Origin of the sequence: Paracraurococcus lichenis (genome assembly GCF_030657435.1) — a bacterium.
In the GTDB taxonomy this organism is placed as follows: domain Bacteria; phylum Pseudomonadota; class Alphaproteobacteria; order Acetobacterales; family Acetobacteraceae; genus Paracraurococcus; species Paracraurococcus lichenis.
On sequence record NZ_JAUTWS010000026.1, the window covers coordinates 55462 to 79451 of the forward strand.

Annotated in this window: 24 protein-coding genes; 6 read left to right on the forward strand and 18 right to left on the reverse strand. The window is 70.2% G+C overall.

Translation table 11 applies throughout. The annotated features are described in order from the left end of the window. Positions 1-10 precede the first annotated feature (10 nt). From maiA to Q7A36_RS23205, 5 genes are all read right to left on the reverse strand, one after another. Entirely contained in the window at positions 11-643 is a 633-nt protein-coding gene (maiA, locus tag Q7A36_RS23185; protein WP_305106130.1) for a maleylacetoacetate isomerase, read from the reverse strand. Next, complete coding sequence (locus tag Q7A36_RS23190; protein WP_305106131.1) at positions 640-1815, reverse strand: acyl-CoA dehydrogenase family protein; 1176 nt, start codon at positions 1813-1815, stop codon at positions 640-642. The genes maiA and Q7A36_RS23190 overlap by 4 nt, the downstream gene beginning before the upstream one ends. 2 nt (positions 1816-1817) lie before the next feature. Beyond that, positions 1818-2156, reverse strand: coding sequence for a type II toxin-antitoxin system PemK/MazF family toxin (locus Q7A36_RS23195; protein ID WP_305106132.1), 339 nt, complete (start codon positions 2154-2156; stop codon positions 1818-1820). Beyond that, positions 2146-2394, reverse strand: coding sequence for a hypothetical protein (locus Q7A36_RS23200; RefSeq protein ID WP_305106133.1), 249 nt, complete (start codon positions 2392-2394; stop codon positions 2146-2148). The genes Q7A36_RS23195 and Q7A36_RS23200 overlap by 11 nt, the downstream gene beginning before the upstream one ends. A 119-nt stretch (positions 2395-2513) precedes the next feature. Further along, a complete protein-coding gene (locus Q7A36_RS23205; RefSeq protein WP_305106134.1) occupies positions 2514-3032 on the reverse strand; it encodes a hypothetical protein in 519 nt (172 codons plus the stop codon). An 823-nt stretch (positions 3033-3855) separates the two neighbouring features. Here Q7A36_RS23205 and Q7A36_RS23210 point away from each other — a divergent pair. The 3 genes from Q7A36_RS23210 (at position 3856) to Q7A36_RS23220 (ending at position 6137) form a co-directional block, all read left to right on the forward strand. Next, the gene (locus Q7A36_RS23210; RefSeq protein ID WP_305106135.1) at positions 3856-5202 is read left to right on the forward strand and encodes a protein kinase domain-containing protein; all 1347 of its coding nucleotides are present in this window, start codon (positions 3856-3858) and stop codon (positions 5200-5202) included. Between the two features lie 406 nt (positions 5203-5608). Further along, a complete protein-coding gene (locus Q7A36_RS23215; protein WP_305106136.1) occupies positions 5609-5839 on the forward strand; it encodes a type II toxin-antitoxin system CcdA family antitoxin in 231 nt (76 codons plus the stop codon). 1 nt (position 5840) lies between these two features. After that, the gene (locus Q7A36_RS23220) at positions 5841-6137 is read left to right on the forward strand and encodes a CcdB family protein (RefSeq protein WP_305106137.1); all 297 of its coding nucleotides are present in this window, start codon (positions 5841-5843) and stop codon (positions 6135-6137) included. A 5-nt stretch (positions 6138-6142) separates the two neighbouring features. On the opposite strand, the gene Q7A36_RS23225 is transcribed toward Q7A36_RS23220, so the two are convergent. Together Q7A36_RS23225 and Q7A36_RS23230 are read right to left on the reverse strand one after the other, a co-directional pair. Beyond that, positions 6143-9604 (reverse strand): indolepyruvate ferredoxin oxidoreductase family protein, encoded by a 3462-nt coding sequence (locus Q7A36_RS23225; protein ID WP_305106138.1) that lies wholly within the window; start codon positions 9602-9604, stop codon positions 6143-6145. Between the two features lie 194 nt (positions 9605-9798). Next, positions 9799-11130: an LLM class flavin-dependent oxidoreductase gene (locus tag Q7A36_RS23230; RefSeq protein ID WP_305106139.1), complete on the reverse strand. Its 1332-nt coding sequence runs from the start codon at positions 11128-11130 to the stop codon at positions 9799-9801. A gap of 59 nt (positions 11131-11189) precedes the next feature. On the opposite strand from Q7A36_RS23230, the gene Q7A36_RS23235 reads away from it, so the two are divergent. Then, entirely contained in the window at positions 11190-11672 is a 483-nt protein-coding gene (locus Q7A36_RS23235; RefSeq protein WP_305106140.1) for an Lrp/AsnC family transcriptional regulator, read from the forward strand. 200 nt (positions 11673-11872) lie between these two features. Here the strand turns inward: Q7A36_RS23235 and Q7A36_RS23240 are convergent, their stop codons facing one another. Genes Q7A36_RS23240 through ccoN form a run of 9 tightly spaced genes read right to left on the reverse strand, consistent with a single transcriptional unit; the run spans position 11873 to position 19816 of the window. Continuing rightward, positions 11873-12058 (reverse strand): hypothetical protein, encoded by a 186-nt coding sequence (locus Q7A36_RS23240; RefSeq protein WP_305106141.1) that lies wholly within the window; start codon positions 12056-12058, stop codon positions 11873-11875. After that, positions 12055-12216, reverse strand: coding sequence for a cbb3-type cytochrome oxidase assembly protein CcoS (gene ccoS / locus Q7A36_RS23245; RefSeq protein ID WP_305106142.1), 162 nt, complete (start codon positions 12214-12216; stop codon positions 12055-12057). Before ccoS ends, Q7A36_RS23240 begins: the two co-directional genes overlap by 4 nt. Further along, positions 12204-14543, reverse strand: coding sequence for a heavy metal translocating P-type ATPase (locus tag Q7A36_RS23250; protein WP_305106143.1), 2340 nt, complete (start codon positions 14541-14543; stop codon positions 12204-12206). The genes ccoS and Q7A36_RS23250 overlap by 13 nt, the downstream gene beginning before the upstream one ends. Further along, the gene (locus Q7A36_RS23255) at positions 14540-15007 is read right to left on the reverse strand and encodes a FixH family protein (RefSeq protein WP_305106144.1); all 468 of its coding nucleotides are present in this window, start codon (positions 15005-15007) and stop codon (positions 14540-14542) included. Before Q7A36_RS23255 ends, Q7A36_RS23250 begins: the two co-directional genes overlap by 4 nt. Next, positions 15004-16503 (reverse strand): cytochrome c oxidase accessory protein CcoG, encoded by a 1500-nt coding sequence (gene ccoG / locus Q7A36_RS23260; protein ID WP_305106145.1) that lies wholly within the window; start codon positions 16501-16503, stop codon positions 15004-15006. Before ccoG ends, Q7A36_RS23255 begins: the two co-directional genes overlap by 4 nt. 12 nt (positions 16504-16515) lie before the next feature. Beyond that, on the reverse strand, positions 16516-17385 hold the full coding sequence (ccoP, locus tag Q7A36_RS23265; RefSeq protein ID WP_305106146.1) for a cytochrome-c oxidase, cbb3-type subunit III: 870 nt from the start codon (positions 17383-17385) through the stop codon (positions 16516-16518). 2 nt (positions 17386-17387) lie between these two features. Further along, complete coding sequence (locus Q7A36_RS23270; protein WP_305106147.1) at positions 17388-17561, reverse strand: cbb3-type cytochrome oxidase subunit 3; 174 nt, start codon at positions 17559-17561, stop codon at positions 17388-17390. A 15-nt stretch (positions 17562-17576) separates the two neighbouring features. Then, positions 17577-18311, reverse strand: coding sequence for a cytochrome-c oxidase, cbb3-type subunit II (gene ccoO / locus Q7A36_RS23275; RefSeq protein WP_305106148.1), 735 nt, complete (start codon positions 18309-18311; stop codon positions 17577-17579). 14 nt (positions 18312-18325) lie between these two features. Further along, on the reverse strand, positions 18326-19816 hold the full coding sequence (gene ccoN, locus Q7A36_RS23280) for a cytochrome-c oxidase, cbb3-type subunit I (RefSeq protein ID WP_456306820.1): 1491 nt from the start codon (positions 19814-19816) through the stop codon (positions 18326-18328). 181 nt (positions 19817-19997) lie between these two features. Between ccoN and Q7A36_RS23285 the strand changes: the two genes are divergently transcribed. After that, on the forward strand, positions 19998-20780 hold the full coding sequence (locus Q7A36_RS23285) for a DUF2189 domain-containing protein (RefSeq protein WP_305106149.1): 783 nt from the start codon (positions 19998-20000) through the stop codon (positions 20778-20780). A gap of 103 nt (positions 20781-20883) precedes the next feature. Here Q7A36_RS23285 and Q7A36_RS23290 read toward each other — a convergent pair whose 3' ends face one another. Both Q7A36_RS23290 and Q7A36_RS23295 read right to left on the reverse strand, forming a co-directional pair. Continuing rightward, a complete protein-coding gene (locus Q7A36_RS23290) occupies positions 20884-22161 on the reverse strand; it encodes a hypothetical protein (RefSeq protein ID WP_305106150.1) in 1278 nt (425 codons plus the stop codon). Between the two features lie 90 nt (positions 22162-22251). Further along, positions 22252-22983, reverse strand: coding sequence for an urease accessory protein UreH domain-containing protein (locus Q7A36_RS23295; protein ID WP_305106151.1), 732 nt, complete (start codon positions 22981-22983; stop codon positions 22252-22254). A gap of 237 nt (positions 22984-23220) precedes the next feature. Here Q7A36_RS23295 and Q7A36_RS23300 point away from each other — a divergent pair, with 237 nt between their 5' ends. Continuing rightward, positions 23221-23874 (forward strand): hypothetical protein, encoded by a 654-nt coding sequence (locus Q7A36_RS23300; RefSeq protein WP_305106152.1) that lies wholly within the window; start codon positions 23221-23223, stop codon positions 23872-23874. Positions 23875-23990 lie beyond the last annotated feature (116 nt).

Sequence of the window (23990 nt, forward strand, 5' to 3'; positions counted from 1 at the left end):
GGTTGCAAGGTCATTCCGCATCCGCCTGCCGCTCCGCCGCCGCCTCGGCGAAGGCGGGCAGGGCGAGGCAGGCCGCCTCGGCGGCCAGCAGGCGCGGCAGGCCGGCGAGGTCCACCCCGAAGCGCCTGGCATTGTAGAGCTGCGGGACCAACGCGATGTCGGCGAGGCCGGGCCGGTCGCCGAAGCAGAAGGGCCCGGGCCGGTCGCGGACCAGCGCCTCGCAGGCCGCGAGCCCCTCGGCGATGGTGTCATGCGCCCAGGCATTCGCCGTCTCCTGCGTGTGGCCGAGCGCCTTCACGCGGTTCAGGATCTTGAGGTTCTGCACGGCGTGGACCTCCGCCGCGATCGCCTGGGCGAAGGCGCGGACCCGGGCGCGGAGGACGGGGTCGGCCGGCAGCAGCGGCGGCGCCGGATGCGTCTCGTCGAGGTATTCGCAGATGGCCAGCGATTGCGTCAGGACCGTGCCGTCCCCCAGCACCAGCGCGGGCACGAGGCCCTGCGGGTTCAGCGCCAGCGCCTCCGCCGAGCGCTGCTCGCCGCGGCGCAGGTGGCGGAAGCGGTGCTCCACCGCGATTCCCTTCAGGTTCAGCGCGATGCGCACGCGCCAGGCGGCCGTGGACCGCCAGTAGCCCCAAAGGATCATCCGCGCCTCCCCAGCATCGACCGTGCGACGATCAGCCGCATGACCTCGTTGGTGCCCTCGAGGATGCGGTGCACGCGGAGATCGCGGACGATCTTCTCGATGCCGTACTCCGCGAGGTAGCCATAGCCGCCGAGGAGCTGCAGCGCGTCGTCGGCGACCTTCGAGCAGGTATCGGTGACGAAGCGCTTGGCCATGGCGCAGAAGGCCGTCGCGTCCGGCGCCTTCGCGTCCAGCTTGGCGCAGGCGCGCCAGAGGAAGGTGCGGGCGGCCTCGAGTTCCGTCTGCATGTCGGCGAGGCGGAATTGGGTGTTCTGGAAGTCGGCGATCGCCTTGCCGAAGGCGCGCCTCTCCTGGACATAGGCCAGCGCCTTGTCGAGCGCCGCCTGCGCGCCGCCGAGCGAGCAGGCGGCGATGTTCAGGCGGCCGCCATCGAGCCCGGCCATGGCGAAGCGAAAGCCCTGCCCTTCCTCGCCGAGCAGCGCCGTGGCGGGCAGGCGTGCGCCGTCGAAGATGACCGGCCGGGTCGGCTGGGCGTTCCAGCCCATCTTCTTCTCGTTGGCGCCGAAGCTGAGGCCCGGCGTCTCCTTCGGGACCAGCAGGGCGGAGACGCCGCCTGGCCCCTCTCCGCCCGTGCGGACCATGGTGAGGTAGAGGTCGGAGGCGCCGGCGCCGCTGATGAACTGCTTGGTGCCGTCGAGCACGTAGTCGTCGCCGTCGCGCACCGCCCCCGTCCGCAGCGCCGCGGCATCGGAGCCGCTGCCCGGCTCGGTCAGCGCGTAGCTGGCGACCTTCCGCATCGGGATCAGGTCCGGCAGCCACTGCGCGCGCTGCGCGTCGCTGCCGAAGCGGTCGATCATCCAGGCGACCATGTTGTGGATGGAGAGATAGGCCGAGACGGTGGGGCAGCCGGTCGCCAGCGCCTCGAAGACGACGGCGGCGTCAAGGCGCGTGAGGCCGGCGCCGCCCGACTCCTCCCGCACATAGAGCGCGGCCATGCCGAGCGCCGCGGCCTCGCGCATCTCCTCGACCGGGAAATGCCGCGCCTGGTCCCATTCGAGCGCCTTCGGGGCGAGGCGGTCCTGGGCGAAGGCCAGCGCGGTCTCGCGCAGCTCGCGGGTCGCCTCCGGCAGGTCGAAGCCGGCGGCCGGGGCGGGTTGGGTGTCGAGGGGCATGGTCAGAGTCCGAGCTGGAGGCGAAGGGCCCGCTCCACGGCCGCAAGCTCGGCCCCGGAGATCGCGCCGATGCGGCCGCGCAGCCGCTGCTTGCTGACCGTCGCCACCTGGTCCGCCATCGCCTTCCTCCTGTCATTGCCGAGCGTCACATAGGCTTCCGAAGGATAGAGCCGACCGGTGCTGCTCGTCAGCGGCACGACCTGTACCCGGTTCAGCGCCGCATTGGCGTAGTCGTTGCTGACCAGGATGGCAGGGCGCGTCTTCCGGATCTCGCCGCCGATGGACGGGTCAAAGGCGACCCACCAAACCTCGCCACGCCGGGGCGGGGCCTCAGCGGTCATCGGCGACGTCGCCGATCAGGCCCTCGGACCACTCCTCCGCCTCGCGCTCCCGCGCCTCGTCGGCCGCCATGGCGGCATAGGCCGTGGCGAGGGCATCGCCACCGACGACATGCGGCCGTGCCAGGTCGCTGAGGAAGCGTCCGATCCCGCGCGGGCCGATGCGGTCGTGCAGCCCCTCATAGACATCGGCATCGACGGTGATCGTCAGCTTCCGCTGGTCGGCTGCTCGGCTGGACATGGCAAGGCCCTTGCTTGTTTCTACGTATAATCTACGTAAAGCGGCGCGTCCACGTCGTTCCGCCGCCGGCGCCGCGCCACGCGGGAGGCCGCGGAATTCCTGGTTCGGACACGACCGGCTCATGCCGGCTCGGCCCAGCGCGGCAGGGGCTTGCGGCCGATGATGCGGTCCCAGAGCAGGGGCAGGTCGGCCTCCCCCGCCAGGCCGGGCGGCGGCTGCCAGGGGAGGCCTGCGGCCAGCGCCGCGGCGATGCCCTGGACCAGGCGCTGCCAGGGCGCGTGCAGCCTCTCATCCGGCAGCCAGTGCGGCGGCGCGGGCAGCGCGCTATGGGCGCCGAGCGTCCGGGCGAAGGTGATGGCGGCGAGGCCCATGACGCGGATGGCGCGGCGATAGGCGCAGCAGATCCAGTGGGCCAGGCCGCGCAGCTCCTCCGGCGCGTCGGGCTCGAAGACCGCCTGCAGCAGGCGGCGCCAGAGCTTTGCGTGTGCCCAGCGGCGATGGGTGCGGCTGACGGTATCCGGCTTGCCCATGTGCTCCGGCAGGGCGCGCCAGGGGGCGCGGTAGGCGCCCTTTGGGCCCTGCCATTTCAGGGTCACGCCGCGGAAGATGGCGTCCAGCCTGGCGCGCGGGTTCTCCATGGTCTCGGCATCCGGCCGGGTGCGCTGCGGGCCGCGGAAGCCGCAGCCGGAGCCCCAGAGCAGGAGGGAGATGCACTCCCACTCCGCATTCGACAGGGGCTGCCAGGCGACAGGGGCTGCCAGGGGCGGGCGGGGAGGAGGTTGGGATCGAGCGGATCGGGCGCGCCCCAGGCGGTACGCGGGGCGTGGCAGCGCGGGCCGCGGCGGCGGGGATTGGGGGGCTCGGCGCGGAGCGGGGGCGAGAGGGTGGTGAAGTCGAACTCCTGCTCGTTGGGGCCGAGGGGGGCGGCGAGGCTGGCGTCGGGGGTGGGGAAGTTGGGGGGTGGGGCCGGGAGGATGTTGGGGGTGGGCATGGGGTGGTGGGTCCGGGTGGATGAAATAGGTATTTTATCTTATATCAAAGACGTTATGCAAGAAATTCCTCCTCCAGCCGCGAGAGTTGCCAGAAGTGGCCGGGGCTGCGGCACGATGTTCGAATGGCGAAAATGGGCGGGGAGCGGACCTCCGGGCCGTGAGCCATCGTCACGGGTCACTCCTTCAGATAGGAGGCACAGTAGTTGGTGCGGCACCTGTCCGATACATTGCGCTAGCCAAGCACCGTGGAGGCGTTGCGACGGCGGGGCATGTCGCGCCAGGGTATCAGCAGACGCGCCTCGGCGGGCGTTCAAGCGTGGGTTCGGCAACGCGGGCGCGGAGTGTCGAGGGGGCTGCTAGCAAGCGGCGAAGACCCGGACTTGCGCAGCATTCCCCACCTTCGCAGAAGCAAGGACCGCTGGAAGCGTTATACTCAGTGAGGCTCCAAAGGGGAACGGTATCAGGGCAGATGAACGAGAAGAACCTGTGGAAGCCGAAACATCCAGGCGTGCCCCGCGAATGGGAGCAGCTCGGCGAAGGAGGGAACGCGGTTGTATGGTCCGACGGGCAAGCTGCAATCAAGCGCCTTAAACCGGGCGCAAATGCAGAAGCCGTGGGTAGGTTTAAGCGTGAAGCAGAAATATTGGCCTCGCTGGCGGGCGGCGTTGACCTTCGAGTGGTTGCGGTCAAGCAAGTTCGCGAACGCGAAGACGGCCTTGAAATCGTTATGGAAAGATTGGACGGAAACCTTGATCAGGTTATCGAAAGATTTGCAGGCCAACCCGAAAAGGCAGCACGCGCCTTAATACCCGTAGCAGAAACTCTCGCTTCTCTAGCCGTCCGCGAACGCGCGATCTATCATCGTGAAATAAAGCCAACAAATCTTTTGTATAGAAAAAATGAAGACACGCTTTATGTAGCGGATTTTGGCTGCGCTTACCTTGCGGAGGATGTGCGACTAACACCCGCGAACCGCGCAATGGGTGCTCTAGCCTACAGACCACCGGAGTACTCGACAGGACGAATTGACACAGTAACCGAGAAAGGTGATGTATTCAGCCTTAGTAAATTGTATTGGTCTATGATCAATGGAATACGTGGAAGTTTTTTTCCAGAATCTATGGGGTACTTAAAAGAATATGATCTTTCTTTAAAGTTTGATCGCCATCCGAAGATGCAACATGCTATGTTGATTGTGTCTAAAGCTGCTTCTGTCATGGCCGACGCACGCCCAAACCTTGCACAATTCGCTGACATGCTACGCGCGATTATTGCCTACCCACCGGACGAAAGCGCAAGGGCCGCGGTTGAAATGTTACAGGCACAAGCCCGCATTGAAGTCGAGCACCAGCAGCGTCAAGCTTCGACAGCTACTTTTGTTCGAGCCACACATGCAGATCTAAAAAGTGCGATTTCTAACCTGAGTACGGCGAATCCAGAGCTACTGATGTGGCGGGAGTGGATGCACGAAATAACTCGCACTTCGCAGGTCACCGAGGAACTGGTGAGGCAAGTTGCAGACCAAGGATCAGATGCGCCCGCGCTTGTCGTGCGTTTTCGTAGGTGCATGTTTCACGCGAGGTACTACCCAACCGACGGAAAAAATCCCGTAAATCTTACGCTTTTTCTTCATTCAGAAGATGATGCGGCAGCGGCCTCGAGCCTTTCAGTTTACAATGAGCCTCACGGATTGAGATTTGAAAAAAATCTGCGCGGCGAAGTACTCGAAGCCGGTCAATATACGCCAGGGGTGCAAGATATTTTTCTAATTGAAGCAACAAAAGTAGTAATGAAAATGAATCCTAGACGAGATTGATTTCAGATAACCACGTTCTAATTCGGCGCAGGCTTCCCCGGCGGCTTTGCACGGAAAAGGTCGACTGCTAGCCAACCGTGGTAATGTAGCAGCTCTGCGTAGATCGATATGGAACCCGAGCGCGAGAGTCCGATTTAGGTCAAGATCGGTCCTTTCTTGCTGCCCGCCCCAGCCGGAATAAGCACGAGGATCTCGTAGCACACTCGCCGCGCGAGAAAACGCTTGGTTCCCGACGGTCTTTCGACCTTTGCCGGGGCGGGGCACCAGAGCCGATCGATTCGTTCGGAGAGTGGCAAAGCCCCCGCTCCGTACAGCAATCTCGGGCCGGCAGGGGTGGTTGGTCGAACGCACTCCGTTGGACCCGGATGCAACCCTGCGCATATCCTGTGCGCAGGAGGCCTCGGTCATGTCCGCCACCACTCGCCGTCCCACGAATGTCAGCCTGCCCGAAGCCCTGGTCGCCGAGGCCAAGGCGCTGGAAGTCAACCTCTCCCGCGCCTGCGAGGAAGGCCTGGCCGCCGCCGTCCGCACCGCGCGCCAGCGCCGCTGGCAGGCCGAGAACCGCGAGGCCATGGAGTCCTGGGCCGAGCCGCTGGCGAAGCATGGGCTGCCGCTCGCCCGGTTCCGGACCTTCTGAGGTGGCGCGCTTCGACCTGCATCGCCTGGAAGGGGTGCTGGTCGTCGATCTGCAGCACGATCTGCTGGATCACCTGCCGACGCGCGTGGTCGCGCCGCTGCTGCCGCCCGACCAGGCCGGCACGCCGGTGCGCGACCTGAACCCGGTCTTCGAGATCGAGGGCGCCCCGCATATCCTCGCCGTCCACCAGCTCAGCGCCGTGCCGAGGCGGGAGCTCGGCCCCGCCATCGGCACGCTGGATGGCAGCTACGACGCCATCCTGCGCGCCATCGACATCCTGCTGCTGACCGGCGTGTAGCGGCCCTACTCCGCCGCCATCGCCACCGGCGGCGCCGTCACCGCGGCTTCCAACGCCGCCATCCGCTCCCGCGCCGCGGCCGCGTTGCGCGCCTTGATGTGGCCATAGCCCTTGATGCCTGCCGCCGCCTCCGCCCAGTCGCAGACCTTCGCATGCGTCGCGGGCGAGACATGCGTCGCGGGCGAGAGCAGACGCAGCAGCCGCTCGATGCCCGCGCGGTACTCGCCGATCAGGGCGCGTTCCATGCGCCGCTCCTCGGTCCGGCCGAAGGGGTCGAGGGCGGTGCCGCGCAGCCGCTTGCCGTGCCGCAGCATCCCCATCGTCTTCAGCATCCAGGGGCCGAAGGCGATCTTGCGCGGCAGGCCCGTCACCGGATCGGGCTTGGCCAGGATCGGCGGAGCCAGATTCAGCTCGATCCGCTGCGTGCCGGTGAAGTGCTGCGCCAGGCTCGCCTGCCATTCGGGCAGGCTGTGCAGCCGGGCGACCTCGTACTCGTCCTTGTAGGCCATGAGGCGATAGAGTTGCTGCGCGACGGCGCGGGCCAGCCGCTCCTCGCCCGGCACCGCCGCCTGCTCGGCGGCGCGGACCCTGGCGACGAAAGCCTCGTAGTCGCGGGCATAGGCGGCGTTCTGGTAGTCCGTGAGGTCGGCGACGCGGCGGCGGATCAGCGCCTCCAGCGTCTCGCGCTCCGGCGTCACCGGCCCGAGGGCGCCGAAATCCGGCGCGAGGGCCGCCTGCCGGCCGAGGGCGAAGGCCGCCTTGTTCCGGTCGACCTGCGCGCCGTTCAGCTCGAGCGCCCGGTTGATCGCCTCCGCGCTGACCGGCACGAGGCCCTTCTGGTAGGCGATGCCGAGCAGCCAGACATTGAGATAGATGAGGTCGCCCAGCGCCTCCTCCACCACCTGCACGCCGGGCACGGTGATGACCTCGCGGCAGGCGTCGCGGATGCTGGCCAGCATGCCGTCGCGGTCGTACTTCGTGCTGGTGTCCTTCACGAACTGCGCCGTCGGCTGCAGGTCGGCGTTCAGCACCGCCATGGTGCGGTTGGACCCCAGCAGCGGCCGGGCGGTGCGGCCATGCGCCACCACCATGTCGGCCGAGAGCAGCAGGTCGGCTTGGCCCATGCCGATGCGCGGCGCCTCGATCGTCTCCGGCGCCGCGCCGACACGGCCGATGCGGAGCTGGGCGAAGACGCCGCCGCCCTTCTGCGCGAGGCCGAGCATGTCCACCGAGCGGCTCGGCCGCCCCTCGAGATGCGCCGCCATGCCGAGGATGGCCGAGAGCGCCGTGACGCCCTGGCCGCCGACGCCGGCGAGCAGGATGTTCCAGGCGGGCTCGCCCTCCCGCGCATCCGGCCGCGCAGGCTCGGGCAGCGTGCCGCCCGCGACCGGCGCCTTCTTCTTCACCGGCTCGGCGCCGACCAGCGTGACGAAGGACGGGCAGAACCCCTCCACGCAACTCAGGTCCTGGTTGCAGGCGCTCTGGTCGATCTGCCGCTTGCGGCCGAACTCGGTCTCAATCGGCTCGACGGCGAGGCAGTTTGAGGTGCGGGAGCAGTCGCCGCAATCCTCGCAGACGCGGGGATTGATCGCGACGCGCTTCTCCGCCACGGCCTGCAACCCGCGCTTGCGCTTGCGGCGGCGCTCGGTCGCGCATTGCTGGTCGTAGATCAGGATGGTGACGCCCGGCACCTCGCGCAGCTCCCGCTGCACCAGGTCGAGGTCGCGGCGGTGGCGGTACTCCACCCCCTTCGGCATCAGCGCATCGCCGACATGCCGCTCCGGATCGTCGGAGACGACGACAATCTTCGCCGCACCTTCCGCGGCCATCTGCGCGGCGATCTCCGGCACGCCGAGCTCGCCATCCACCGTCTGCCCGCCGGTCATTGCGACGGCGCTGTTGACCAGGATCTTGTAGGTCATGTTCGCGCCGGCGGCGATCGCCTGGCGGATGGCGAGGCTGCCGCTATGGGCATAGGTGCCGTCGCCGAGATTGACGAACATATGCTTCTCGGAGACGAAGGGCGCCATGCCGAGCCAGGGCATGCCCTCCGCGCCCATATGGGTGAAGAGGTCGGTGTTGCGATCCATGTAGATCGCCAGCGTGTGGCAGCCGATGCCGGCCATGGCGTGGCTGCCCTCCGGCACCCGCGTCGACGTGTTGTGCGGGCAGCCCGGGCAGAAATGCGGCGTCCGGTCATGGATCGGCGGCATCTGCAACTGCGCGATGCGGTCCAGGTCGCGCAGGCGGGCGCGGAGCTGCTCGGTCTGCAACGCCTCCGGCAGGCGGGCGGCGAGGGCGCGCAGCACGGCGCCGGTGTCGAGCTCCGTCAGGTCCGAGAGCAGCCGGCGGCCCTGCTCGTCCCGCTTGCCGGTCACGCGCGGCCGGTCGTCCATGTCATAGAGTGCGTCGCGGAGCTGCGGCTCGATCACCGGGCGGCGGTCCTCGACCACCATCACCTCCTCGAGCCCGCGCGCGAAGTCCCGCGCGCCCTGCACGTCCAGCGGCCAGGCCAGACCCACCTTCCAGATGCGGAGGCCGGCCATGCGCGCCAGCTCCTCGGTGATGCCGGCATCGCGCAGCGCCTGGCGCAGCGTCGCATAGCCCTTGCCGCGCGCGGCGATGCCGAAGCGGGCATTCGGGCTGTCCATGACGATGCGGTTCAGCCCATTGGCGCGGGCGAAGGCGAGCGCCGCCGGCAGCTTGACGTGCCGCAGCCGCTCCTCCTGCGGGATGGCGTGGTCGCGGAGCCGGATATGCACGCCATCGGCGGGGAAGGCGAAGTCCGGCGTCACGCTGGCATAGGCGGCCGGATCGACCAGCACCGTGCCGGCGCCGTCCATGGTCTCGGCGACGCATTTCATCCCCACCCAGAGGCCGGAGAAGCGCGACATATCCAGGGCCTTGAGGCCGAAATCGAGGATCTCCGTGACGCCCGAGGGGTCGAGCACCGGCATCTCGACATCCATGAAGGAGTATTCGCAGCCGGAGGTGATGGTGGACGACTTGCAGGAGGGGTCGTCGCCCGCCAGGGCCAGCACGCCGCCCTTGGGCGCGGTGCCGGCGCTGTTGGCATGGCGCAGCGCATCGCCGCTGCGATCGACGCCCGGGCCCTTGCCGTACCAGATGCCGAAGACGCCGTCATAGGTCTGGTTGCCGTAGAGCGCGACCTGCTGCGTGCCCCAGACGGCGGTCGCGGCCAGGTCCTCGTTCAGCCCGGGCCGGACGGTGATGTGCTGCTCCGCCAGGCGCTTCGCCTGCTTCTGGAGCTGCTGGTCATAGGTGCCGAGCGGCGAGCCGCGATAGCCGCTGACATAGCCCGCGGTGTTCCAGCCGAGCTGCGCATCGAGCTGCCGTCGCATCAGCGGCAGCCGGACCAGGGCCTGGATGCCGGTCAGCAGCAGCGTCTCGCCGGCCTTCTCCCAACGGTCGTCGAGGGTGGCTTCGGGGCGTTGGATGCTGCCCATGCTCGATCTCTCCCGGACGGGGCGGCGCCGCAGCACTGCCCGATGGCCTTGGAATGTCGGATCGCCCGGGTGGCACGGCAAGCCCCCGGACGGCCCGTCTCATCCGGAAGATTGAACCGGGTCGCGCGGCATGTCCTGCCGGATTTCGATGTGCACCGCCGAAAGGACGGAAGGATCTTCCGCAGTTCGAGCCCTCAACCGCGAGAGCCTGCCGCCGGGTGAGGCGCCGCCAGCAGCGGGCCGGCGCCGAACAGCTTCTCGCGGTAGGTGCCGGGGGCATAGGCGGTCTTGTAGGCGCCCCGCTCCTGCAGGGCTGGGACCAGCAGGTCGGCCACCGCCTCGATGCATTCCGGCATGACGGTGCGGGAGAGGTTGTAGCCGTCCGCCCCCGTCTCCTCGGCGAAGGCGATCAACTGGTCCGCGATCTGGCCGGGGGTGCCGACCATGGGCACCTGCCGGCTGCCCAGGATGAAGCGGTCAATCAGGTGGCGCTTGGTCCAGCCGGGACCGAAGACCTTCGCCATGGCCTCGACATTCGAGGAGATGGCGTTGCTGCCGGTCGCGGTGATCGGCTCGTCCATGCCGAAGCGGTCGAAATCGATGCCGAGGGAGGCGGCGGCATGGGCCAGCGCGCCCTCGACGCTCGCATGGCGGCGGTAGTCCTCCAGCAGGTCGCGCGCCTCGGCCTCGGTCCGGCCCAGGATGACGGTCGCACCCACGAAGGCCCGGATCGGCCGCGGGGCGGCGCGGCTGCGGAGGTCGGCGATCAGCCGCGCGACGTTCTGCGGGCTGGAGGGGTTGAGGAAGACGCATTCGGCATGGCGCGCCGCGAATTCCCGGCCGCGGTCGGAGGCGCCGGCCTGGTAGAGCACGGGCGTGCGCTGCGGCGAGGGCTCGCAGAGATGGATGGCCTCGATCCCGCCCCGGCTGACCGCATCGACCTTCCCCGGATCGGCATAGACACCCGCCGCGCGGTCGGCCCGCACGGCGTCAGCGGCCCAGCTTCCCTCCCAGAGGGCGTAGGCGGTCGCCATGAATTCCTCGGCCGCGTCGTAGCGCGCGTCATGCGCCTGCTGGCCAGAGAGGCCCATGGCGCGGGCGGCGCTGTCGAGATAGCCGGTGACGATGTTCCAGCCGATCCGGCCATCGGTCAGGTGGTCGAGCGTCGAGAAGCGCCGGGCGAAGAGCGCCGGCGCCTCGTAGGTCAGGTTCACCGTGACGCCGAAGCCGAGATGGGTCGTCACCGCCGCCATGGCCGGCACGACCAGCAGCGGGTCGAGGAGGGGCACCTGCACGGCATTGCGGATGGCGGCGTCCGGGCTGCCGCCGAGCACGTCGTAGATGCCGACGACATCGGCCAGGAACAGCCCGTCGAACAACCCGCGCTCCAGGGTCCGGGCGAGGCCGGTCCAGTAGTCGAGACGGCGATACTCCGTGGACCGGTCGCGGGGATGGGTCCACATCCCGTGCTGGATATGGCCGATGCAGGCCATGTCGAAGGCGTTCAGGCGAATCTCGCGGGGCATGGCCGAACCCTAGCACGATGTGCTGGACGCCGGGCCAGGGGGCGGCAGAAGCTTCCGCCATGGACGCCCCGAAGCCCGATACCCCCCGGCTCGACGCCATCGACCGCCGCATCCTCCGCGCCCTGCACCGCAACGCCCGGCTGACCAATGCGGAGCTGGCCGAGCAGGTCGGCCTCTCCCCCTCCCCCTGCTGGACGCGGGTGAGGCGGCTGGAGCAGGCCGGGGTGATCCGGGGCTATGTGGCGATCCTCGACCAGGCGCAGCTTGGCCTGCCCGACACCGTCATCATCGAGGTGATGATGGAACGCCATGACGAGGAGAGCCTGCGCCGCTTCGAGCAGGCGGTGACCGAGATGCCCGAGATCATCGAGGCCTGGCTGGTCACGGGGGAATACGACTATGTCATCAAGGCCGCGGTCGGCGGCACGATCGGCTACGAACGCCTGCTGCGGGAGAAGCTCTACCGCCTGCCCGGCGTGCGGCACACGCGGAGCAGCTTCACCCTGCGCAGCCTGAAGCAGAGCTGGACGCCGGCGCCGTAGCGGGGCGCCCGGCAGCGAGGCAGAAAGAAGGTCGGGAAGGGAAAAGTATTCCCTCCCGTTGAACGCCTTCGGCGTCCAACCCCACCCTTCCTTTCTCTGAGTCGGCACTCGACGCGCGACGAATGCCGACTCGGAAAAATAGAAGAGGGGTCCGGGGAGGATACTTCCTCCCCGGCCTTGCTTGCTTTTCGGCGAGCGCCTCAGTGCGCCTTCGCCTCCCGCGCGTCGAAATGGCGCTTGATGCAGCCATAGCCGAACAGCACGCCGAAGGCGAAGAGCGCGACGCCGAAGAACTGCAGGTAGTCATGCGCCGTGGCGGCGGCCAGCAGGCCGACCAGGGCGATGAGGGCGGAGAAAACCAGGAAGAAGGCGGTGCTGCCGTTCATCGGCGTGGCTCCTTGCGGGGAAGATCGTCGAAGAGGATGCGGGAGGCGGCGCCGTCCAGGTCCTCGTACTGGCCGGCGCGGAGGTTCCAGAGGAAGGCGACGAGGCCGAGGAAGCCCATGAAGAGCGCCATCGGCAGGAGGAGGATCAGGCTGTCCATGCAGGGTCCTTTCCGGCGCGGAGCGAATTGCCGATCACGATGAGGGAGGAGGAGGCCATGACGAGCGCCGCGAGCAGCGGCGTCACCACGCCGAGGATGGCCAGCGGCACCGCGACGAGGTTGTAGGCGAGGCTGAAGGCGATGTTCTGCTGCGCCAGGCGCTGCGCCCGCCGCGCGGTGCGGATGGCCGAAGGCAGGGTGGACAGGCCCTCGGCCCGCAGCACCAGGTCGGCGGCGGTCTGCGCCAGGTCCGTGCCGTCGCCCGGGCAGGCCGAGACATGGGCCAGCGCCAGCGCCGCCGCGTCGTTGATGCCGTCGCCCACCATCAGCGTGCGGCGGCCCTCGGCGCGCAGCGCCTCGATGCGCGCGGCCTTGGCCTCGGGCGTCACCTGGGCCGACCAGCGCGCGATCCCGGCCTGCCTTGCCACCGCGGCGACCGCCGGCGGCGCATCGCCCGACAGCAGCTCGGCCGAGAGGCCGAGGCCGCGCAGCGCCGCGACCATCCGCGGCGCGTCCTCCCGCAGCCGGTCGGCGAAGCGGAAGGCCACCGGCGCGCGCCCGGGCACGGCGTACCACAGCGTCAGCCCGGCATCCGCGCCGGCCAGGCCGAGGAAGGCGGCGCTGCCGAGGCGCCGTTCGCCGGCGACGAGGCCGCGGCCCGGCACCTCCCGCAGGCCCTCAACGGCCGGCGCCTCCGGGCAGGCGGCGGCGAGCGCCTTCGCCAGCGGATGCCGGCTGGCCCGCGCCAGGCCCGCGGCCTCGCGCAGCTCGGATTCGGCCCAGTCGCCGGGCAGCAGGGTCGGGCGGCCCTCGGTGAGCGTCCCGGTCTTGTCCAGCACCGCATGGTCGGCGGAGGCCAGCCGCTCCAGCGCGGTGCCGTTCGCCACCAGCACGCCGCGGCGGAAGAGCGCGCCGACGGCCACCGCCTGCACCGCCGGCACGGCGATGGCGAAGCCGCAGGGGCAGGTGACGATCAGCGCCGCGACGGCGGGCACCAGCGCCTCCTGCCAGGAGACGCCCATGCCGAGCCACCAGCCGAGGAAGGTCAGCGCCGCGACCGCATGCACCACGGGGACGAAGACCCGCACGGCGCGGTCGGCGATGTCGACGAAGCGGCCCTTGGCCTGCTCGGCGCGCTCCAGCAGCCGCGCCATGGCGGCGAGCGAGCCGTCGGCGGCCGCGGCGGTGACGCGGGCGATGAAGGGCGCGCCCATGTTCACCGCGCCGGCCGGCAGCGCCTCGCCGGCCACGAAGCCGCGCGGCAGGCTCTCGCCGCTGGTGGCGCTCGCATCCAGCAGCGCCTCGCCGGCCTCGAGCACCGCGTCCAGCCGCAGCCGTTCCCCGGCCGCGACCAGGATGCGGTCGCCGGCGCGGAGATTGGCCGCCGGCGCGGCCTGCGCGGTGCCGTCGGCATCGAGCCGCGTGACTGCGCCCTCCTGCAGCGCCAGCAGTTCCGCTACCGCCTGCCGGGCGCGGCGCCGCGCGGCGCGGTCCAGCACGCGGCCGGCCAGCAGCAGCGCCAGCAGCGAGGTCGCGGCATCGAAATAGGTGTAGTCGCCGTTGCGCAGCGTCTCGCTGGCCGACATGACGGTCGTCGCCAGCACGCCGAGCGAGACGGCCATGTCCATGTTCAGCCGGCCCATCCGCAGGCCGGCCACCGCGTTGCGGTAGATCGGCAGGCCCGCCACCAGCACCGTGGGCAGGCCGATCAGCGCCGCCGCCCAGTGCATGCCGGCCCGCGTCGCCTCGCCCATGTCCCAGCCGACCCAGACGGCGACGCTGAGCATCATCACGTTCATGGCGCCGAAGGCGGCGATGCCGAGGCTCCGGACGAGCTGCTTCCCCTCGGCATCCTCGGTGGCGCGCAGGCAGGCGGGCGACCAGGGCGCGACGCGGAAGCCGAGCCGGGCGAGCAGCGCGACGAAATCGTTGGCGCGCGCCGCCTCGCCGCGCCAGGAGAGCATCAGCCGCCGCGTCGACAGCGCCACCCGCGCCCGGGTCACCTCGGGCTCGGCGGCCAGGGCCTGCTCCACCAGCCAGACGCAGGCGCCGCAGGTCAGGCCGGCGACGATCAGCTCGAGGGTCTTCTCCTCGCCCTCCCCGCGCACATGCATGGTGAAGTCCAAGGCCGGCGCCTCCACCGCCGGGCGCAGGCTGCCATCGGCGGCCTCCCGCCGGCGGTAGAAGGCGTCGAGGCCGAGCCCCGCCACCAGGTCATGCGCGCCCTCGCAGCCCGGGCAGCAGAAGCGCGCCCCGGCCGGCACCGGCGCGCCGCAATGGGCGCAGCCGGAGGCGGCCTCCGGGGCGAGGCGAGCGGCCTCGCTCAAGGGACCATCACCCGCTGGCGGATGTCGAGGTGGCGGCCATCCGCGGCGGTCAGGCGCAGCCGCGCCTCCCACTGGCCGGCCCGGGCCGGCGCCTCCGCCACCCAGGTGCCCGGCGAGACGGCGGCGGCAGCCACCACCATCTCCGTGCCCTCGACCGGCCGGCGCAGCACGCCGTCGAGCCGGCCCTCGACCGGCAGGCCTTCCCGGTCGCGGACGGTGACGCGCAGCGCGCCGCCGGCCAGCGCCACCTCGGGCCGCCAGCCGAGCGCGTCCTGCCGCGCCGCTTCCTCCAGCACGTGGTTGTAGGCGCGGCCCTTGTCGTAGGACCTGCCGGTGGTCACGCCGGTGAAGGTCGAGACGGCCGCATAGACCATGCCGGCATTCACCGCGAGGACGAGCAGCATGCCGCCGACGAAGGCATAGGGGATCCAGAGGCTGCGGCGGGGGGAGAGGCTGGCGCTCATGGCTTCGGTCCCAGGAAGACGCTGGCGGTGCGGACCTCGGTATGGCCGCGCGCATCCACCAGGCGGAAGGTGACGGGCACGCTCTCGGGCAGCCTCAGCCCGCGCGGCGCGGCGACCAGCACGCGCCACTGGGTGATGCCGTCCGGCCGGGTGAAGAGCACGGGCTGGCCGGCCGGGTCGTACTCGGCGTCCTGCACCGTCATCTGCAGGCCGGCGGGGCCGTCCAGCACGAGGCTGTAGGTCTCGATGCCGCGGGTCTTGTCGCCCACCTTCAGCGTATAGGCGTTGCGGGTGCCGCCATCGGCCAGGCGGACGAAGATCGGCGCTCGGTCGCGGATGACGGCGAGCGAGGTGGTCTCCCGCAGCAGCCAGGCCCCGGCCATGACCGCGACCACCAGGCCCAGCACGCCGGCATAGACCAGGGTGCGCGGCCGGAGGATCCGCAGCGGCTTGCGGGCCTGCATGCCGCAGGCCTGGCGCTGCGGCCCGGGCGCGACGGGCTTCGCCGCCGCCTCGGAGGCCGCAAGGTTCACCAGCGTCTCGAAGGCGACCAGGCCCTGCGGCCGGCCGAGCCTGCCCATGACGTCGTCGCAGGCATCGATGCAGAGGCCGCAGCCGATGCATTCCATCTGCTGGCCGTCGCGGATGTCGATGCCGGTCGGGCAGACATGCACGCAGGCGCGGCAGTCCACGCAATCGCCGATGCCCTGCGCCTTCGCCTTGCCGCGCGGCTCGCCGCGCCAGGCGCGGTAGGTCACGACGAGCGAGTTCTCGTCCAGCATCGCCGCCTGGAAGCGCGGCCAGGGGCACATGTAGGTGCAGACCTGCTCCCGCGCCCAGCCGGCCAGCAGGTAGGTGGTGGCGGTGAAGAGGCCGAAGAAGACGTAGTTCTCGAGGCTGGCCCGGCCGGTGAAGAAGCGCGGCGTCAGGTCCAGCGCGTCGTCGAAATACATGATCCAGGCGCCGCCGGTCGCCATCGCGATGCCGAGCCAGACCGCATGGGTCAGCGCCTTCTTGCGCAGCCATTCCCCGGTCCAGGGCTGCAGGTCCAGCTTCATCCGCGCGTTACGGTCGCCCTGGATCCTCCGCTCGACCAGCATGAACAGGTCGGTCCAGACCGTCTGCGGGCAGGCGAAGCCGCACCAGACGCGGCCGAAGAGGCTGGTCGCGGCGAAGAGGCCGATGGCGCCCAGCATCAGCAGGCCGGTGAGGTAGTAGACCTCCTGCGGCCAGATCTCGAACCAGAAGAAGAACAGGCGGCCATGGGAGAGGTCCACCAGGACCGCCTGGTTCGGCAGATCCGGGCCGCGATCCCAGCGGATCAGCGGCACGGTGTAGTAGAGGCCGAGGCAAAGGGCGAGGATCAGCCACTTCGCCAGCCGCACGCGGCCCCTGACCGCCTTCGGATAGACCTTCTGGCGGCTGGCATAGAGGGGCGCCGCGCTGGCCGGCGCCGCCTCGGGCCTGGTGCGTTCGGGTGACTTGACCTCGCCCATGACGTCCTCGGTTTACTCGCCGCCACCCAGGGAGTGGACGTAGACGGTCAGCATGTTGACGATGGCCGGATCCAGCCGCTTGCCCCAGGCCGGCATGACGCCCGCGCGGGAATAGCCGATGGTGCGGGTCAGGCTCGCCTTGTCGCCGCCATAGAGCCAGACCTGGTCGGAGAGGCGCGGGGCGCCCATGTCGCGGTTCCCCTCGCCCTTCTCGCCATGGCAGCTCACGCAGTTCTCGGCGAAGACCTGGCCGCCGCGCTGCGCCGCCGCCTCGTCCGTCGCCCGGCCGGTCAGCGACAGGACGTATTCCGCCGCGTCGTTCACCTCCTGCGCCTTCAGCAGGCCGTCGGCGAGGAAGCGCGGCATGGCGATGCCGCGCGCCTCCTCGTCCTCGCCGTTGCGCACGCCATGGGCGATGGTGTGCCGGATGGCGTCGAAGCTGCCGCCATAGAGCCAGTCATCGTCGGCGAGCGTCGGGAAGCCGCCCTGCGCGCCCTGCCCGCCCGCGCCGTGGCAGCCGGCGCAGTTGTTGGCGAAGGCGATGCGGCCGCCGGCCAGCGCGAAGCCGCGCATCTCCGGGTCGGCGGCGATCTGCGCCGGGGTCGCCGCGCGCAGCTTCGCCAGCATCGGCTCGCGCGCCGCCCGCTCGGCCTCCAGCTCCGGCCCGATGGCGCCGCGCGCCGTCCAGCCGGACAGGCCGCGCAGGCCGGTCATCGGGATCGCCGGGTAGATGATCATCCAGACCACGGCGAAGGCGATGCAGGCGTAGAAGACGTACAGCCACCATTTCGGCAGCGGCGTGTTCAGCTCCTTCAGCCCGTCCCACTCGTGCCCGGTGGTCTCCCGCCCGGTGATGCTGTCCTTCTCGACCTTGGTCGGCATCGTCAGATGCTCCCGTGCTCGGAGCGGGCCTCGTCCCGGAACGGGATCTCGGCCATGCGCTGGTATTGCTGGCGCTTCGACGGGCGCAGCACATAGGCCAGCATCCCGAGGAAGAGGACGAAGAACCACACCACCCAGACGGTGGAGAGGATCGACTGCAGCCTGGCGAGGTCCATGTCTTTCCCTCCGCCCTACTGCTGCCGGACCTGCTCGGGGGTGACGTCGCGGAACTGCACCAGCGTGCCCAGCATCTGCAGGTAGGCCACCAGCGCGTCCATCTCCGTCACCACCTTGCCGTTGCCGTCGAAGGCGGCCTGGCGGGCCTTGCCGTAGCGGCCGCCGAAAGCAGCGGCATCGGCATCCGGCGTCGCCTGCGCCTCGAGATCGGCGCGGGCATTGGCGATCATCTCGTCCGTGTAGGGGACGCCGAGCGCCTTCATCGCGCGCAGCTTCGCCTGCACCGCCTCGACGTCCAGCGGGCGGTCGAGGAAGGCATAGGGCGGCATGATGCTCTCCGGCACCACGCTGCGCGGGCTGCGCAGGTGGGCGGCGTGCCAGTCGTCCGAGTACTTGCCGCCGAGCCGCGCGAGGTCGGGCCCCGAGCGCTTGGAGCCCCACTGGAAGGGGTGGTCGTACATCGACTCGGCGGCCAGCGAGTAGTGGCCGTAGCGCTCGGCCTCGTCCCGGAAGGGGCGGACCATCTGGCTGTGGCACGTATAGCAGCCCTCGCGCACATAGATGTCGCGACCGGCGAGCTCGAGCGGCGTATAGGGGCGGATGCCCTCGACGCGCTCGATCGTGGTCTCGATGGTGAAGAGCGGCACGATCTGCACGAGGCCGCCGATCGAGACCGTGATGAGCGTGAGCACGCCCATCAGGATCAGGTTGCGTTCGATGACGCCGTGGTCGCGGAGGAAGCGGAACATGGATCGGCCCTCCTTCACTCGGCCGCCGCGGGCGCGAAGGCAGGCTGCGCGGCGGGTGCCGCCTCGGCCAGCGCCTCGGAGCGCACGGTCATCCAAAGGTTGTAGACCATGATGAGCGCGCCGCTGAGGTACATCAGGCCGCCCAGCACGCGGATCACGTAGTAGGGGTGCATCGCCGCGACGGTCTCGACGAAGCTGTACTGCAGGAAGCCGAGCTCGTCATAGGCGCGCCACATCAGGCCCTGCATGATGCCGCTGACCCACATGGCGGTGATGTAGAAGACGATGCCGAGAGTCGCGAGCCAGAAGTGCCAGGACACCAGCTTCTCGCTGTACAGGCCGGTCTTCTTCCAGAGCCTGGGGAAGAGGTAGTACATCGCGCCGAAGGTGACGAAGCCGACCCAGCCCATGGCGCCGCTGTGGACGTGGCCGATGGTCCAGTCGGTGTAGTGCGACAGGGCGTTGACCGCCTTGATCGACATCACCGGGCCCTCGAAGGTCGACATGCCGTAGAAGCCGACCGCGGTGACCGAGAAGCGCAGCGCGGGGTTGGTGCGCAGCTTGTCCCAGGCGCCCGAGAGGGTCATCAGGCCGTTGATCATGCCGCCCCAGGACGGCATCCACAGCATGACAGAGAACACCATGCCCAGCGTCTGCGCCCAGTCGGGCAGCGCGGTGTAGTGCAGGTGGTGCGGGCCGGCCCAGATATAGAGGAAGATCAGCGTCCAGAAATGCACGATGGACAGCCGGTAGCTGTAGACCGGGCGCTCCGCCTGCTTCGGGATGAAGTAGTACATCATGCCGAGGAAGCCGGCGGTCAGGAAGAATCCCACCGCGTTGTGGCCGTACCACCACTGGATCATGGCGTCCTGCACGCCCGACCACACCACGTAGCTCTTGCCCGAGCCCGCGCCGATCGGCAGCGCCGCGTTGTTCACGAGGTGCAGCATGGCGACGGTGATGATGAAGGCCAGGTAGAACCAGTTCGCCACGTAGATATGCGGCTCCTGGCGCTTCAGGATCGTGCCGCCGAAGGCGATCAGGTAGGCCACCCAGACCACGGTCAGCCAGAGGTCCACGTACCACTCGGGCTCGGCGTATTCCTTGCCCTGGGTGACGCCGAGGACATAGCCCAGCGCCGCGGTGACGATGACGAACTGGTAGCCCCAGAAGAGGAACCAGCCCATGTCCTCGCCGCCGAAGAGGCGCGCGCGGCAGGTGCGCTGCACGACGAAGAGCGACGTCGTGAACATGGCATTGCCGCCGAAGGCGAAGATGACGGCCGAGGTATGGACCGGGCGCAGACGGCCGAAGGTCGTCCATTCCAGGTCGAGGTTGAGCAGCGGCCAGGCCAACTCGGAGGCGATGACCACCCCCATGAGGAAGCCGACCACGCCCCAGAAAACGGTAGCGATGGCGAAGGCCTTGATCGGCCCCTCCACCATCTCGAACTCCTGCGCCGGCGCGTGACCGGCGGCAGGTCCTGCATAGCCCGCGACGGCCATGAAGCGGATCTCCCAAACCTGGGCGCGGCAGGACGCGGGCGGACCTCCTCCGCCGCGTCGCACCACGCGCCAGCCCAGATCACGCGGAACAGGCTGCTGAGTCCTTGATCGGGATCAAGGGATTGTGGGCAGGAAACCCTGACGCTGATATATTGAACGCGCGCCCTGGGGAGGACGCCCGATGACCGTAGAGACTCTGCCCCTGGCCGGTCGGCCGACCAACCGCGTCAGGATCGTGACGACCGATCGGCCCTGGGTCTGGCTGACCGCGGGCTGGCAGGACATGCTGGCGAGCAAGCCGATCACCCTTGCCTATGGCGGCGCCGTCTGCCTCGCCGGCTGGGTGCTGTCGCTGCTGCTGTTCGAGGTGGGGACGCTCTGGGCGATCCTGCCCGCGACCTCCGGCTTCTTCCTGATCGGCCCGCTGGTCGCCGCCGGCCTCTACGAGGCGAGCCGCGTCCGCGCCGAGGGACGGCAGCCGACGCTCGCCGATGCCATCGCGCCCTTCCGCCGCAACGGCTCGCAGATCGCCTATGTCGGCGTCGCGCTGCTGGTGATCCACCTGTTCTGGGTGCGCATCGCCGGGCTGCTCTTCATGCTCTTCTTCGGGCTGCACGGCGTGCCGAGCCTGGAGCGGCTGCCCTATGCGATGCTGCAGTCCGACCAGTTGCTGCCCTTCCTCGTCATCGGCACCGGCTTCGGCTTCGTGCTCGCCGCCGCCAGCTTCGCGGTCGCGGCCGTCTCGATCCCGATGCTGGTGGACAAGGAGATCTCGGCGCTCGAGGCCGTGACGGTCTCGATCCAGGCGGTGCTGGAGAACATCCGGCCGATGCTGCTCTGGGCCGGGCTGATCGTGGTCTTCACCGGCCTCGCGCTGGTGCCCTTCTATCTCGGCCTGGTGCTGGTCTTCCCGCTGATCGGGCATGCGACCTGGCACGCCTACAAGGACATGGTGGTGCGCTGAGCGGATCGCGGACGGACGTGAACGTCCGGGAACGTGACTCTGCTCTTCGGACAATGGCCTGCAGCGGATTGGCGTTCAGTATCGAACGCAACCCGCTGTAGCGTCAGAGGACCCAGACCGGGTCGGTCGCCGCGGTGACCGGGGCGGTGGCGGGCAGCCCGCCCGTCCCGGCGCGCCAGGCACCGTCCGTGCCGAGCGGATCGGCAACCCAGACGCCCGCATCCGGCTGGCGGTCCAGCGATTCGGCGCCGAGCGCGAGGTCGACGGCAAGCTGCGCGCGCGGCACACCCGAGGCGAGGCGCTGGGTCTGCAGCGCGAGTTCCTCCCCCGTGGGGTCGCGCCCGAGCGCATTGTGGTAGAGGTCCGCGACCGCCGCGGCATTCGCGGCGGGCAGCGCGGCGAGCCCCGGCAGCGTTGCCGCGATGTCGGTCCAGGCCGTCCCGGCCTCCGCCCGCGCCACCAGCGCCGCCAGCGCCTTGCCGTCCGCCTCCTGCCCCGTCAGGGCATGGACCAGCGCCGCCGCCTGCACGCCCGGGCTCTGCGGGCCGATATCCTGGAAGCCGTCGAGCATCTGCACCCGCTGCGCGGCCGGCAGCGTCACCTGCGTGCCCTCCTGCAGGGTCAGCACCTGGCCGCCCGCGCCCAGCAGGTGGCTGTCCGCGACGTCGCGGCTCTCCCGCATCGCCACCACCACCCCGGCCCCGGCAAGCTGGAAGCCGCCGCGCGTCTCGCCGGCCGGCAGGTCGGCCAGCCGCGTCGCCGGGTCGGTCACCCGCAGGTCCAGCGTGAAGGCGGCGGACTGATGGCCGTCCGAGACCTCGATGATCAGCGGCCGCCGCGGCATGTCGTCGAGGCCGAGGCTGATGCCGTCGCGCAGCTTCAGGACATTGTCCACCACCTCGAAGCGCCAGGCGTCGTCGGCGGTGAAGGAGAAGACGAAGCGCCCGCTGCTGTCCGGGTCGGTCACCGCGAGACGGCCGATCGCCGCGCCGATCGCACCCGCCTCCACCGTGCCGCCGCTGGCGAAGGCGAGGCCGGTGGGCGGCGTGTCGTCGGCATTCAGCACGGTGACGTGGCGGACCACCGGGTCGTCCTGCCGGCTGCCGTCCTGCCAGACGAAGCGGAGCGAGACGTCCAGCACCGGGCTGCGGCCGGCGGCGAGGAGCGATTCGTAATCGACCGGCGCGGCGGGCGTCAGCACCACCGCGCCGCTGCCCGGCAGCAGGCTGGCCTGGAAATCGAGCGCGTCGCGGCCCAGCAACTCCACCCGGCTGAGCCCGGCGAGGTCGCCCGAGAGTTGCAGGGTCGCCACCCAGTCCGCGGACCCGCTGTTCTCCACCATCCTGGCCGGCAGCACGCCGGACACCTGAATCGCTGGCACGGTTCCGCCTCACCATCCGGGACAATCCCAGATTGCGAGACAGTCTGCTAAGAACAGGTGAACCGTGAGACACCGTCCCGCGGCGCGGGATCAGCCGAGATTCCGCGCCGCCATCACCAGCAGGACCACGGCATTGAGGGCAAACAGCGCGCCGCCGGCGAGGCGCAGCCGCGGCCCCTGCCGCCGGCCGAAGAGCCGCCCGAGCAGCGCGACGCCGGTGAGCGCCGGCACGGTGCCGAGGACGAAGGCCATCATCGCCAGCGCCCCGGCCAGCGCGCTGCCGCTTGCCGCCGCCCCGGCCAGCGCGCCGTAGAGCAGCCCGCAGGGCAGCGCCGAGAGCAGCAGGCCGAGCAGCAACCCGCGCCAGCCCGTCGGCGCGGCCAGCAGGGCGCCGATCCGCCGCTCGATCGCGGCGGGCAGCCGGGGCGCCGGCAGGCCGAGGCGCGGCAAGGCCGCCCCAAAGCGCCGCGAGGCCTGGCCGAGCATGACCAGCGCGGCGAGCGCGAGCAGCCCGGCCAGCAGCCAGCGCAGGCCGCCGAGATGGCTCACCGCCCCGGCGGCGCCGCCGGCGAGCGCGCCGAGCGCGCCATAGCCCAGCATCCGCCCGGCCTGGTAGGGCACCAGCGCCGCCCCGGCGAGCCGCCGCAGCCGCCCGCCGCCGGCGCCCAGGCCGGTCGCGGCCTGGGCCAGGACGAAGGGCGCGCACATGGTGGCGCAATGGGTCACGCCGCCGGCCAGCCCGGCGAGGAACAGCGTGCCCAGCAGCGCGGGCAGGCCGCCGGGGCCGAGGGCGGCCAGGTCGTGCAGGCAATCGGCGAGCATGCGGCCCCATAGCCCATCCGGCGCCGGCGCGCCTTGCGACCGCGCAATTCGGCTCGCGAGCGCGTCACGGTGCCGGGATCCGCCGGGTGCTCTCAAGCGAACCCCTCGGGGTTTTCGCCGCAACAGGATGCCGAGCAGACCTGCATCCCAGGGGCTTCGACCGCACGAAGGGTGGCCCAAGCCGCGAAAGCCAGCTTAGGCTCGGACCGTCCAGACAGAGACGGGGGAGGAACCGAGATGATCCGACTGACAGGCGCGCTGGCCGCGCTGGCGTTGGCCGCGCTCGCCGGCCCGGCAATGGCGCAGCAGAGCGGCCCGCAGGCCATGACCTTCTTCGTCACCAGCGCCAACCCGGGCAAGGGCGCCGACCTCGGCGGCCTCGCTGGCGCGGATGCCTATTGCCAGTCCCTCGCCCAGGCCGCGGGCGCCGGCAACCGCACCTGGCACGCCTATCTCAGCAGCCAGGGCGCCAATGCCGAGAATGCCCGCGACCGCATCGGCCGCGGCCCCTGGCGGAATGCCAAGGGCGAGGTGATCGCCCGCGACCTCGCCGACCTGCATGGCGAGGCGGCCGGGCTGACCAAGCAGACCGCGCTGACCGAGAAGGGCGAGGTGGTGAGCGGCCGCGGCGACCCGGTGAACACGCATGACATCCTGACCGGCTCGCAGCCCGACGGCACCGCCTTCGCCGGCGCCGAGGACCGCACCTGCCGCAACTGGACCAGCGGCGGGGAGGGCTCGGCCATGCTCGGGCACAGCGACCGGATCGGCCTGAACGACTCGCCGCCGATGAAGTCCTGGAACTCCTCGCATCCCTCGCGCGGCTGCGGGATCGAGGCGCTGCGCAGCACCGGCGGGGCCGGGCTCTTCTACTGCTTCGCCACGAACTGACGCGGCGGCCAGGGCAAACGGCGCCCGGGTGGACCTACCCAGGCGCCGTAACCTGCCCGCCTGAACAAGGGCCTTGACCGGCCCAGGCGCGCCATGGCGAGCCTCGGCCGGCCTAG